Here is a 13186-nt window from a genome sequence, read left to right as displayed (position 1 = left end):
AGGTTAAAAGATATTTATCAGGATTTTGGCATAAGTTCCAGCCAATCCTGATAAAGCGTATTAAAGAGCTGCTGTTTATCTGGTTCTGTATAACTCAGCGCTTTTTTGTTCTGAAAAGCTTCTTTGGGTTGTTTGTAAACACCGGCCCCAATACCAGCGCCCAATGCTGCACCTGTACTGCCGTCATTGTCATACAGCTCTACCGGTACACCCGTCGCATTTACAAAAGCTTTTAGAAATACTTCGCTATGGAAAAGATTAGCTTTTCCGGCTCTGATCACTTTTGGGTATAGTCCATTGGAGCGCATAATATCCAGACCATAACGGAAAGAGAAAGCGATGCCTTCCTGTACAGCACGAAAAACATGTCCCGGCGTGTGTAAATTAAGGTCGATAGCGCTGATCTGCGCGCCTGTATAGGTATTGCAAAGCATTCTTTCTGCACCATTTCCAAAAGGGGTTACTCTTAACCCTGCAGACCCGTCAGGCACTTTTGCTGCCGCTGCATTCATAGCAGGATAATCCAGACCTGTACCAAATAATTGTTTGGCCCAGCGGTTCATACTGCCCGTGCCATTAATACACAACAGAATCCCAAGGCGCTGCTTATCTTTGGTATAGTTAACATGTGCAAAGGTGTTTACCCTTGATTGCGGATCATAAGCCAGTTCATCTGAGACACCATAAATCACGCCTGATGTACCTGCAGTAGCCGCAACTTCTCCAGGCTCCAGTACATTCAGGGATAATGCGTTATTGGGTTGATCACCGGATTTATAACTTACCGGAATACCCGCCTTAAGCCCCAGTAAAGCAGCAACATCCTGATCCAGTCTGCCATGTTCAGAAAAAACAGGTCTGATTTCTGGAATAAGGTTGCTGTCCAGGTCATAATAGTTGAGTAGTTCCGCCGATACCTCCTGTTTCTCAAAATCCCAGAAAATACCCTCCGAAAGAGCAGAGATACTTGTTGTGATTTCTTTAGTTAACTTCATGGCAATAAAGTCGCCGGGAAGCATGAATTTATGAATGCGGGCGTAAATTTCAGGTTCATTCTGTTTTACCCAGGCCAGTTTAGATGCTGTAAAATTTCCTGGTGAGTTGAGTAGGTGGGAGAGACAGAATTTTTCTCCCATTTCTTTGAATGCAGTGTTGCCTAGTTCCACGGCCCGGCTGTCACACCAGATGATGCTGTCCCGCAATACTTGTTGCTGCTCATCTACCAGAACCAGGCCATGCATCTGGTAGGCAATTCCAATGGTACCTATATCCTGAGGATTAAACGGATGCTGTGCTTTACAACGTTCAAATGCGAGCTGTACATGAGACCACCACATTTCAGGAGATTGCTCGGCCCATCCGGTTTGCCGGACTGTAATCAGACTTTCATCATCAGGATATTGCGCAGAGGTTAATGTCTGTTGTGTATGAGCATCTAGTACAGCAAGTTTAACTGAAGAAGTTCCGATATCAATTCCGAGTAGTAACATATTTTTGAGGTCGATTTTTTAAAATATATATGGTTCAGCTTCCGAATTTAGTTTATTATTTTTATTATGCAATCGATTGCCTTGATTTTTTGCGTTTTTATTTGCTGAGCATTAACAAGTTAATAAGAGGAGAAATTTAGCGAATCCTGTATTTTAAACAGACAAAAAAGAAGGGTCATAAAAAAAGTAGCCAAGGGCTACTCTTTTTATGACCCTTCTAAAAGGATAATAAGCTCCGTTTATTGGATTTGGTCTGCTTAAATAGATTTGAAAACTACAATACCATTATGTCCGCCAAAACCGAATGTGTTGCTCATTGCTACTTTAACTTTAGCAGAAATAGCTTTTCCGGTAATGATATTCAGGTGTGCAGGAATCGCAGGATCTAATTCGTCCGTGTTTATTGTCGGTGGAATAATACTGTCTCTCATAGATAAAAGACAAATAATCGCCTCAATCGCACCAGCCGCCCCAAGAAGGTGGCCAGTCATCGATTTGGTCGCACTGATTTTTAAATTATTTTTTTCCGTTCCCAACAAGTTTACAACCGCATTGATCTCAGAAAGGTCACCTACCGGTGTAGAAGTTGCGTGTGTATTCAGGTAATCTACATCGTGGATAGTAACACCAGCTTCTTCCAGTGCTAAAGTCATTGCATGTGATGCACCAATTCCTTCCGGATGGGTTGCAGTCATATGGTAAGCATCGGCAGTCATTGCTGCGCCGCCTACTTCTCCATAAATTTTAGCACCGCGTTTTACTGCGTGTTCATATTCTTCCAGAACCAGTGCACCGGCACCTTCGCCCATCACAAATCCATCACGTTTTACGTCAAATGGTTTGGAAGCAGTTTCCGGTGTGGCATTTTGAGCAGACATGGCTTTCATGGCACAGAATCCACCTACTGAAGATGCAGATACGGGTGCTTCAGATCCACCGGTGATAATCACTTTTGCTTTCCCCAGACGGATATAATTGAAAGCATCCATGATCGCTGTATTTGAAGTAGCGCATGCAGAAACTGTAGTGTAATTGATACCCATATAACCGTTACGGATCGAAATCATTCCCGATGCCATGTTAGCAATCAGTTTTGGAACAAAGAATGGGCTGTATCGGGGTGTACCGTTACCTAAAGCAAATTCAGAAGCTTGTTGTTCAAAAGTATCCATACCACCTTGTCCCGAACCCCAGATTACACCAACGTCGAAAGGACTCATTTTTTCAAACTCAAATCCAGAGTCTTTAATAGCCTCATCTGAAGCAACCAGCGCATATTGGGTAAAACGATCAGTTCTTTTAATATCAGAACGGTCTAAATATTTTGTAACATCATAATCCTTGAGTTCACAGGCAAATTGTGTACGGAACAGGGAAGCGTCAAAACGTGTGATTTTTGCAGCCCCGCTTTTACCGGCAATCGTATTGCTCCAGAAAGTATTTACATCATTTCCTAGTGGGGTTAGTGCCCCAATTCCCGTGATAACAACTCTTTTTAACATATGCATTTTTATAATTAATATATGATCAGGGCCTGAGCCAGCTGATTAAAATTCAAAAGTAAGATTATTATTTATGCTCAATTGCACATTTAGGCTTTATTTTCAGACCAGGCGCAATTCCCGGGCAAAAATACAAATATTCGGCATGAAAAAGCCCTGTGACCTCTTTATAAAATTGCCATAACTTGTAAACAGGGGCGGAGCCTGCTGAATTCGCGGCGTTTTCGTAAGAATGTAAAAGTACTGATACTGCTTTTTACTTTTGCTTCTCTTCGGGGTTGCATTACCCTTGGGATACCCTTGCGATACCCTTCCTATACCCTTGGTATACCCTTTAGGGTAAAGGAAGGGTATACCAAGGGTATCGCAACGGTATATCAACCTGCCGGAATATAAGAAGAAATCTAGGAGCCATTGGAATTAAATATAGAACAGAAGAGTACTGAATGAACCATAGAGAAGACACGAAATTTAGCAATTGATCCGGATTTTAAACTGGATATATTATATTTGGTCATCCAAAAATCTAATAAAAAAATGTCAGATCATAAAAAAGAAATATTCGACAGTGTAGCCCAACGCTTGAAAATCGAAGGTTTTAACGTAGTAAACCGCGATGAGACTCGTCCATGGGGTGGTTTTTTTGTTATCGACGAAGAGCAGGCTCAACAATTCGCAAATGTTTATTTTGACGGATTGAATGTCGATGAATTAAGAATCTCAGGTAAACTGAGTCCTAAAATATTAATCGTTGCACCAGCAACACGTTTGTCTTGGCAATATCACCACCGCCGCGCTGAAATCTGGCGTGTAGTGAGCGGTACAGTAGGCGTGATTACCAGCGAAACTGATGAGCAGGGCGATGTACAGCAATTGACTCCAGGAACAACTATTAAATTATCTCAGGGTGAAAGACACCGTCTGGTAGGTCTGGACGACTGGGGTATTGTTTCTGAAATCTGGCAGCATACAGATCCTTCTAATCCTTCTGATGAATCCGATATTGTTCGTGTAGAAGACGATTTCGGAAGATAATTCCAATCTGAAATACATTAAAGCCGCGCCTTTCAGCCGCGGCTTTTTTTGTGAAAAAATTAAAGTGTGCTTATATTCAAAACATTACAGAATAATACTATTCTTTTGTTATTTTTGTGATTTAAGCTGGGTAAATTTTTTCCGGCTGGCTTTTAATTTACTGTATGATAATTTTAGTTTTCTTTTTACTCCACTGGTTCCTTTCTCTTTTTTCCCAGACTTTCTTCCTTCACCGATACGCTTCGCATAAGATGTTTAAGATGAATCCTTTCTGGGAGAAGTTTTTTTATGCGATCACTTTCCTGTCGCAAGGTTCTTCATTCCTGAATCCACGTGCCTATGCCATTTTGCACAGAATGCACCACGCTTTTAGTGATACAGAGAAAGATCCGCATTCGCCGCATTTTGTAAAGGATGTCTGGGGTATGATGATACAGACAAAAAATATTTATCTGAATTATGCGAAATATAATGAAGAGCCGGAAGAGCAGTTCCGTGATAATTATCCGTCTTGGCCAATAATTGACAAAATAGGGGACTCCTGGATTACCAGATTGGTTTTTATCGGTTTCTACATCTGGTTCTACGTAACTTTTGCTACCGCATGGTGGATGTTCCTTTTACTGCCGGTTCATTTCCTGATGGGTCCTTTACATGGTGCAATCGTAAACTGGTGCGGGCATAAATATGGTTATGCCAACCATGACAATAATGATCACAGTAAGAATTCCCTTCCACTCGACTTCCTGATGATGGGTGAACTGTTTCAGAACAATCACCATAAAAAGCCTAACAATCCAAATTTTGCTTCGCGCTGGTTTGAATTTGATCCGACTTATCCAATCATGAAGGTTATGCACTGGATGCGTATTATTAAGATCCGGAAGTTATAATCGGATTTGTTTTGAACAATCAGGCAGAAATGCCGTAACTATAAAACAAAAAAATCCCCGTTCAAACGAACGGGGATTTTTTTATAACTGGTTAATCAGCTTTGCTCTTTGGCCTTGAACCACTAAATCTGCGGTTACCACCACCGCCTCCGCCACCAGAAGGTTTTCTGGCACCGCTCAGGTTAGGTTTATATTCTGATCTGTCTTGACGGCCACCTCTGGAAGGCTTGGCTTTTCCTTTCCCTTTTGCTGCTGCTGCTCCGGAGAGTAAAGCCTGCCAGCTCATGGCAAAAGGATGATCTTCCTGTACAGGAATTTTAAGGGCAATCAGTTTTTCAATATCGTCCAGGTATTCTTTTTCTTCGCTATCGCAGAAAGAGAAGGAGATACCGCTGTTCCCGGCACGACCTGTACGGCCGATACGGTGTACATAAGTTTCCGGTACATTTGGCAGTTCATAGTTGATTACGTGTGTAAGCTCATCTACATCGATACCTCTTGCTGCAATGTCGGTAGCGACAAGGATCCGGGTTGTTTTATCTTTGAAATTACTTAAAGCCCGTTGTCTGGCATTTTGAGACTTGTTACCGTGAATTGCTTCCGCTTTTACGCCAACTTTAATCAAATCTTTTACGATACGATCTGCACCATGTTTCGTCCGGGTAAAGACCAGTGCTGTTGCAATAGTCTTATCCTGCAAAATGTGGATTAAAAGATTTTTCTTGTCATTCTTCTCTACGAAGTAGATACTTTGCTCAATCTTTTCTGCAGTTGAGGATACCGGAGTAACTTCCACTTTTAAAGGATTGGTTAAAATGGTATCAGCCAGTTTCTGGATCTCAGGCGGCATAGTTGCCGAGAAGAATAAAGTTTGTCTTTTTGCAGGTAGTTTGGCAATCGTTTTCTTAACATCATGGATAAAACCCATGTCCAGCATTCTATCTGCCTCATCAAGAACAAAGATTTCTACATCCTTAAGGTTAATAAAACCTTGTCCCATTAAATCAAGTAAGCGACCTGGCGTTGCAATCAGGATGTCTACACCACGGTGTAAAGCATCTGTCTGTGCCTTTTGTCCGACTCCGCCAAAAATAACCAGGTGACGAAGGGCAAGGTTTTTACCATAAGCTTTAAAGCTTTCTTCGATCTGGATGGCAAGTTCACGAGTAGGGGTTAATACCAGCGCACGGATAGGTCTTGGACCTTTAGCATTCTGGTGTTCTTTGTTCAGCAACTGTAACATAGGAATCGCAAAAGCTGCGGTTTTTCCTGTACCGGTCTGAGCGCAACCCAGTAAATCTCTGCTCGTTAATATTGTAGGAATAGATTGTTCTTGTATAGGTGTTGGGTTAGTATAACCCTCTGTTTGCAGCGCTTTTAAAATAGGCTCAATCAGGTTTAATTCTTCGAATAACAATGTGTTTGTATTTTAATTTGTAAAATGATGTTGAAACGTTCATGGCCGGCTTGTTCGCAAAGGCCGAATAGATTGCTGTTTAAACAATTACGTTCGTTGCAAATATACATATAAGTTATTTAACAATTTATTTTCTTTGGCTGCGTAAACGTCTCGCCCAGTAACCTATAAAATACAAGAGCATAAATATTGCAAACACGAGCAGCCCGTTAAGGGCCGAAACCGGGTCATCCTGATAAATACTGAGGGCGACAAAAATGTAAAAAGAAATGAAAATGATGGGGATAAACGGATACCACTTGAGTGTGAAAATACTGTCTTTATCCAGATGAGCCGTCGATTTACGAAGATAGAATAGGGTTGCCGCAGAGCTGGCAGTACCGATACAATCCAGTATAATCGTATAATTTAACAGGGTATCGAATGTTTTGCCGTAGAATAAAATAATCAGGACTAATGCGGTAAAAGCTGTAAGGCTGAAAACCATAACGCCTGTTTTCTTGTGCTGCCAGGCGAATGCAGCAGGGAGTGCTTTCTCTTCGCCCATTGCAAATAGTGCTCTGGGATTACTCAGCAAATTGACATTGACATAACCCAGAACGGACAGGAAGATTAATCCGGATAACAACGTATAACCGACCGGGCCAAAAATTTTACCGGCCAGGATTGCAGCAATACTGTCTGCAGTTTTGAGTTCTTCGAACCCAATAACTTGTACATAAGCATAATTAATAAGCATATAAAGGGCAATGACGATCAGAATGCCAAACCTGATACCCTTTGGTAAGATTTTTTTAGGCTCCCTGACTTCACCGCCCAGATTTATAGTTTGTGTATAGCCGCCGAAAGAAAAAGATACCGCAACCAGGCAAAGTCCCAGTGCCTTACCATAATCTGCCCAGCCTGGTGCTTCGCCGGAAACGGATTTGAAAACAGGTGGAATACCTGAATTGGTGCTGCCGGTAAATAAAGCACAGATGAGCATAAGAATCAGCACAATCTTAATGATACTTAGAATATTCTGAATCTTCGAACTTGTCTTTAATCCCAACAGGTTTATACCATAAAAAATCAGGACAGTAATACCGGCAATGAGCAACCGGTAGGTGTCAGTGGGAACATCGGCTGGAAGGATAACACTGCTCAGGTACTCTGAACCGATTAGGGTTACTCCGGCAATAAATGCAGCATTGGTAACGATGATGATACCATTCATTGCAAATGCAATAGAAGGATGATAACAGGCCGAAAAAATCTTATAGTAACCGCCGTTAACAGGAAACCTTGAACCGATTTCTGCATAGATCAGTGCACCGCAGTAGGCAACAAGTCCACCGATTAACCAGGCCAGGAAAAACAGGGAAGGTATCTGAGCCTTAACGGCTACGTTAACCGGAGTGCGGAAAATTCCCATTCCGATGACCAGGCTGACCACGATCATGGAAAGATCAAAAAGGCTGAGTTGTTTTTTTTGGAGCATCTACTTAATTGAGTTGAAGCTGAAGGTAATGCTAATTGTTTATTTGTTGAAACTTCGTCAACTAATTGTGTGGATGAATGATTAAATTTGCATTTATACGTAAAGATTATGGCTGAACCAATTTATAACGATGACAGTATACGGTCACTGGACTGGAAAGAACACATCAGGCTACGCCCCGGTATGTATATCGGTAAGCTTGGTGATGGATCTGCCCAGGATGACGGGATCTATGTCCTGCTGAAGGAAATCATGGATAACTCTATCGATGAGTTCGTGATGGGTTCGGGACGCACCATAGATATTACTGTTTCTGATGCTAAAGTGAATGTCCGGGATTACGGTCGTGGTATTCCATTAGGTAAAGTGATCGACTGCGTATCTAAAATTAATACCGGTGGTAAATACGACAGTAACGCTTTTCAAAAATCTGTTGGATTAAATGGGGTAGGTACAAAAGCTGTAAACGCATTGTCCACAAATTTTGTCGTACAATCCTACCGTGATGGAAAAACTAAAAAAGTAGAGTTTTCGAAAGGGGAGATCACTGTTGACCATCCTATTATAGATACTACGCAGCGTAATGGTACCGCAATTACTTTTTATCCGGATGAAAGTATTTTCAGGAATTACCATTATATCCCGGATTTTGTAGAAAGCATGATCTGGAATTATGTTTTTTTGAACACCGGACTTACAGTTAATTTTAACGGACAAAAGTATTTTTCTGAACGTGGTCTGTATGATCTGCTTCATAAAGTTGCCGATGTAGAAAATATCCGCTATCCTATAATTCACTTACTGGGCAGTGATATCGAAATTGCGATGACTCACGGTCAGCAATACGGTGAGGATTATCACTCTTTTGTTAACGGGCAGCATACTACACAGGGCGGTACACATCAGGCAGCATTTCGTGAAGCTGTAGTGAAAACAATCCGTGAATTTTATAAAAAAGAATATGAAGCTTCTGACATCAGAGCTTCTATAATAGCGGCAATTTCTGTCCGGGTACAGGAACCTGTCTTTGAATCACAGACGAAAACTAAACTGGGTTCTCAGAATATGGGACCCGAAGGGCCATCTGTCAGAACTTTCATCAATGATTTCGTTAAAAAGGAACTGGATGATTACCTGCACAAACATCAGGATGTAGCTGAAGCCTTACTGAAAAGGATCCTGCAGTCTGAAAGGGAAAGAAAAGATATCGCGGGTATAAAAAAACTGGCCAACGACCGCGCAAAAAAGGCATCATTGCATAACAAGAAATTAAGAGATTGCAAGGTTCACTTTAACACTACACATGACAAGCGGTACGAGACTACGCTGTTTATTACAGAGGGAGATTCTGCATCAGGATCTATTACCAAATCGAGAGATGTGGACTGTCAGGCAGTTTTTAGTCTGAAAGGTAAGCCTCTGAATTGTTATGAACTGACCAAAAAGGTTGTTTATGAAAATGAAGAATTCAACTTACTGCAGCATGCTTTAAATATCGAAGACGGACTGGATGGACTGCATTATAACAATATCGTAATTGCTACCGATGCAGATGTCGACGGTATGCACATCCGTTTACTGATGATGACTTTCTTCCTTCAATTTTTCCCTGATCTGGTTCGTGCCGGACATGTATATATTCTGCAGACACCGCTTTTCAGGGTTAGAAATAAGAAAGAGACCATTTATTGTTATAGCGATGAAGAACGCAGAAAAGCGATCGATAAATTAGGCAGCAGACCTGAAATTACCAGGTTTAAAGGTTTAGGTGAAATTTCTCCTGATGAATTTGGCTTGTTTATCGGTAAGGATATCAGGCTTGACCCGGTAATTCTGAAAGATCAGACAATTAAAAACCTGCTCGAATACTATATGGGTAAAAATACACCCGACAGGCAACAACATATTATCCGTAATCTGAGAATCGAAAAAGATACAATCGAAGAATTAGTTTCGGCCGATGCAGAGGCTGCAATAGCGGCTGTCACTGAAGATATTGTAAACGCAGAACCGGCTTAATCCGGTTCTGTTCTTGTTTCGTTTGGATGCTTTGGAGGTAAAACGTCAACTTTCTCTTCCACGACTGTAATCTGGGTATGTACCGCATACTTGCTCGGCTTAATACCTTTATCATATTTTTCGGCATAGGCTTGTGTGAATTCTGCCCCGAAATAAAGAATTATTGCTGTATAATAAATCCACAGTAAAATAACGATGATCGAACTTGCCGCCCCGAAAGCAGAACCCGGATTACCTTTCTCTATGTAAATACCAATTCCATATTTACCGAGTCCGAATAAAAATGCAGTAAACAAGGCGCCTATGATCGCCGATTTCCACCTGATAATCACATCAGGCAATACTTTGAATATGATGGTAAATACCGCGGTAACGGCGGCAATAGTGATAACATTATTCAGGATGTATATAATCAATGTTGTGGTGTCATTAGCGACCGGAATCGCTTCTCCGATACCTGTGCGTTGAAGCAGCTCACCGAGTCTTGATCCCAGACTAAGTACGATACTGTTAATCACCAGAGACACCAGCAGCAGAAAACCCATCGACACAATCAGTGAAAAGGAAAGCAGCCGGTTGGTAATCATTTTTAACCATCCTTTTTTAGGAATTGCTTTAACTTTCCAGATCAGGTTAATACTATCCTGAATCTCCACAAAAATCGCTGTAGACCCAACTACAAGTGTTACAATTCCAATGATGAGCCCCATTGTAGATTTACCGGTAACGTTTGCATTTGCTACGAAACCCTGTAGCTGACTGGTTGCTTCAGCACCTACCATTTCAGTGATCTGATCGAATAGTTCAGTCCCCGGATCCAATTTGTCGCTGAAAAAAATACTGGCTGCTGAAATAATAATAATAATCAGCGGTGTTAGCGAAAAAATGGTGTAGTAGGCCAGTGAGGCACTTAATTTGGTAACTCTATCCTCGATGAACCCTTGTCCTGCCGCTACAAATAAATGATAAAGGGCAATGAAAAATTTCTTGATCTTGTCTATAATCTTCATTCGTCAGCTTAAAATGGATACCCTATACCTATATTATAAATTAAATTATCTTTTCTCCATGCTTTGCTGCCAAAGTCGACCTGGTCAAACACCCATCTTTCTCCTGGTGGCAGGTAAGGTTTACGGATTGGAAAGGCAACATCGAGCCTGATTACAAAGATCGTCGCATCCACACGCAGACCAGCTCCTGTACTAATAGCCATTTCACTCAGTGCGTCTTTGAATTTAAAACCAGAACCAGGTCGTCCTTCATCTACGCGCCCGGTCACCGGATCAACTCCGCCTTTATCTTCTTTTCTTAACCAGATATTACCAGCATCTGCAAACAATGCACCATAAAGAACGCTTACCAATTTAAATCGAAGTTCGGTGTTCAGCATTGCTTTAACGTCACCGCTCTGATCTGCAAAGATGGCTGTCTGCGGAGAACGGTAGGTTCCCGGACCTAATGACCTTGCTGCAAAACCCCTGATATCATTTGTACCACCAGCAAAGAACTGCTTAACAAACGGCATGGAACTACTATTTCCATAGGCATAACCATATCCCAGATTAAGTCTGTTTGCCCAGATCAGGTTTCTTGTGATCTTATAATAATCTCTGAAGTCGGCTTCAAATCTGATAAACTGTGTGAGCGGAACATTTAAAATAGTTTTCTGTCCAAATTCATTTTTCGGGACGAAAAGACCCCAGACATTACCGCCTGCCTGAATATTACCGTTGAAATAGATATTATTCCTTCGGTTATCTTCCATCTGATTCGTGTAAGCAAAGTTATAACTGCTTCCGATTATAAACTGGCGTTCCAGCGTGCTCCTCATTCCTGGTATGGCATATAAGCTATCCTGCTTTAGCGAATCTCTCGTTACTGTCGGACGGACAAACGTAATAGAGATTGGATTGAAGGTATGCTCTTTATACTGGTTCTCTTTCCATACATAACCATATTCGCCTTTGAAGGAGTTCAGGTTGTAAAGTGATCCACGGCTCAATAATTCATAGGAAAGTGAGGCGACTGTTTTAGGAATAAATGCAGTTGTACTTTTCGGTTTATAAAATGGTACAATAAATCTCGGAAAGGTCAGTTTGGCCTGTCCTGAAAGCGAGTACGAATTTAATCCCCTGGACTGTCCGCTAACCTGTGTTTCAAATCCTCCGCTGACACTAAGGTCCAGTTGTTCTGCACCGCGGAACAGGTTTCTGGTAGTCTGTGTGACTTTAACTTCAGATCCGACAAAGTTATTCGACTTACTTGTTCCTGTAACGGAAAAGGTTAGTGAATTCTTTTTCAGAGGGGTCAGATAGATATTCAGATCAAGTTGATTATTTTTGAAACTATCCAGCGGTATAAATTCTGCTTTCACTGCCTGGAATGCCCCGATATTGACCATCCGGTTTAAACTCTGGTTATGATCCTTTCTGTTATAGGTTTCACCTCTTTGAAAGAAGACCAGCCTGTCAAATAATCTTGGTTTAAAAGTATTCCTGTCGTCGTAGATTTCAAAGTCGTGATAAACTTCAGGGGTCAGTTTTCTCAATGCGCTGTCGCGGCGGAGTGAATATCTTGGATAAATTCTGATATGGTTAATCGTATAAGGTTTTAAACCTGCGTCCGGCGCAATATCTTTAACCCTGATATTTACATTAACCAGGTTATTGCCAATGGTACTATCTACCTGTAAAATCAGATAGTCAGGGCTGAAATAAAAGTATCCGCTTTCTTTAAGGTCATTGTCTATCCTGATCCGCTCATTTTTAAAAACGTCCAGATCGTAATAATCTCCCTTTTTAATTAAGGTTTTTTGCTTAAACTTATTAACTACGTTAGCCAGGTTACCGGAGTCCTTTGGAAAGTTTACCGCATTAATTTTATACCTGTTACCCGTTTGAGCGGTATAAATTGCTTTGCCCGTTTTGCCTTTCACTAATGTGTCTCCGGTTACTACAGATTGCAGGTATCCCTGACTGAGGAGATAACTGGTCAGCACGGCATTATTATAGCTCAATTTTACTTCACTCAGTAATACAGGAGGTTCACCCACTTTCGTTCTCAGCCAGTGGCGGATACCTTTAGGTTTCTTAGGCTCCCCGGCGAGATTATAAATGTAAAGTTTAGGACGCAGGCCCAGAATGGATTTATTCGGTCTGGGTCTTGTTTTGCTCTCCAATGTCCCTTTGACATTTTTTTCATCGTCAATTTTCCCTGTGGTATCCGGATTTATCTTCACCTGAGCTCCGGTATATAAGATCTGACCTGGCTTTAAATACTTCGTATTACTGCAGGCTGCCACTACCAGACAGGTCAAGATCAATAGGCTCGGTTTCAATAGGTGTTTCATC

The 13186-nt window shown here is 41.4% G+C and carries 9 protein-coding genes; 3 read left to right on the top strand and 6 right to left on the bottom strand.

All coding sequences use genetic code 11. The features are described 5' to 3' along the window. Positions 1–17: 17 nt before the first annotated feature. Positions 18–1490: a xylulokinase gene (locus BLR53_RS18435; RefSeq protein WP_074591704.1), complete on the bottom strand. Its 1473-nt coding sequence runs from the start codon at positions 1488–1490 to the stop codon at positions 18–20. A gap of 257 nt (positions 1491–1747) precedes the next feature. Further along, a complete protein-coding gene (gene fabF / locus BLR53_RS18430; protein WP_037440208.1) occupies positions 1748–2992 on the bottom strand; it encodes a beta-ketoacyl-ACP synthase II in 1245 nt (414 codons plus the stop codon). 537 nt (positions 2993–3529) lie between these two features. On the opposite strand from fabF, the gene BLR53_RS18425 reads away from it, so the two are divergent. Together BLR53_RS18425 and BLR53_RS18420 are read left to right on the top strand one after the other, a co-directional pair. Then, positions 3530–4027 (top strand): cupin domain-containing protein, encoded by a 498-nt coding sequence (locus BLR53_RS18425; protein ID WP_037440173.1) that lies wholly within the window; start codon positions 3530–3532, stop codon positions 4025–4027. Positions 4028–4191: 164 nt separating this feature from the next. Then, complete coding sequence (locus tag BLR53_RS18420) at positions 4192–4920, top strand: acyl-CoA desaturase (RefSeq protein ID WP_037440171.1); 729 nt, start codon at positions 4192–4194, stop codon at positions 4918–4920. A gap of 91 nt (positions 4921–5011) precedes the next feature. On the opposite strand, the gene BLR53_RS18415 is transcribed toward BLR53_RS18420, so the two are convergent. Both BLR53_RS18415 and BLR53_RS18410 read right to left on the bottom strand, forming a co-directional pair. Then, a complete protein-coding gene (locus BLR53_RS18415) occupies positions 5012–6337 on the bottom strand; it encodes a DEAD/DEAH box helicase (protein ID WP_037439722.1) in 1326 nt (441 codons plus the stop codon). A gap of 127 nt (positions 6338–6464) precedes the next feature. Continuing rightward, positions 6465–7817 (bottom strand): APC family permease, encoded by a 1353-nt coding sequence (locus tag BLR53_RS18410; protein WP_037439720.1) that lies wholly within the window; start codon positions 7815–7817, stop codon positions 6465–6467. Between the two features lie 108 nt (positions 7818–7925). Between BLR53_RS18410 and BLR53_RS18405 the strand changes: the two genes are divergently transcribed. Beyond that, on the top strand, positions 7926–9836 hold the full coding sequence (locus tag BLR53_RS18405) for a DNA topoisomerase IV subunit B (RefSeq protein ID WP_037439718.1): 1911 nt from the start codon (positions 7926–7928) through the stop codon (positions 9834–9836). On the opposite strand, the gene BLR53_RS18400 is transcribed toward BLR53_RS18405, so the two are convergent. Beyond that, the gene (locus BLR53_RS18400) at positions 9833–10846 is read right to left on the bottom strand and encodes a YihY/virulence factor BrkB family protein (protein WP_051759776.1); all 1014 of its coding nucleotides are present in this window, start codon (positions 10844–10846) and stop codon (positions 9833–9835) included. The genes BLR53_RS18405 and BLR53_RS18400 overlap by 4 nt on opposite strands. 8 nt (positions 10847–10854) lie before the next feature. Further along, positions 10855–13185: a translocation and assembly module lipoprotein TamL gene (gene tamL, locus BLR53_RS18395; protein WP_074591703.1), complete on the bottom strand. Its 2331-nt coding sequence runs from the start codon at positions 13183–13185 to the stop codon at positions 10855–10857. Position 13186: the final 1 nt, after the last annotated feature.

This window comes from Pedobacter antarcticus, assembly GCF_900103515.1.
Taxonomy (GTDB): domain Bacteria; phylum Bacteroidota; class Bacteroidia; order Sphingobacteriales; family Sphingobacteriaceae; genus Pedobacter; species Pedobacter antarcticus.
The sequence above is the reverse complement of the archived record's forward strand: the minus strand, read 5'-3'. Positions and strand labels throughout refer to the sequence as shown.

What these genes read in the sequence shown, in the direction of transcription:
- BLR53_RS18435 (WP_074591704.1), bottom strand. Translation starts at nt 1,490, where the DNA reads ATGTTACTACTCGGAATTGATATCGGAACTTCTTCAGTTAAACTTGCT.
- fabF (WP_037440208.1), bottom strand. Translation starts at nt 2,992, where the DNA reads ATGTTAAAAAGAGTTGTTATCACGGGAATTGGGGCACTAACCCCACTA.
- BLR53_RS18425 (WP_037440173.1), top strand. Translation starts at nt 3,530, where the DNA reads ATGTCAGATCATAAAAAAGAAATATTCGACAGTGTAGCCCAACGCTTG.
- BLR53_RS18420 (WP_037440171.1), top strand. Translation starts at nt 4,192, where the DNA reads ATGATAATTTTAGTTTTCTTTTTACTCCACTGGTTCCTTTCTCTTTTT.
- BLR53_RS18410 (WP_037439720.1), bottom strand. Translation starts at nt 7,817, where the DNA reads ATGCTCCAAAAAAAACAACTCAGCCTTTTTGATCTTTCCATGATCGTG.
- BLR53_RS18405 (WP_037439718.1), top strand. Translation starts at nt 7,926, where the DNA reads ATGGCTGAACCAATTTATAACGATGACAGTATACGGTCACTGGACTGG.
- BLR53_RS18400 (WP_051759776.1), bottom strand. Translation starts at nt 10,846, where the DNA reads ATGAAGATTATAGACAAGATCAAGAAATTTTTCATTGCCCTTTATCAT.
- tamL (WP_074591703.1), bottom strand. Translation starts at nt 13,185, where the DNA reads ATGAAACACCTATTGAAACCGAGCCTATTGATCTTGACCTGTCTGGTA.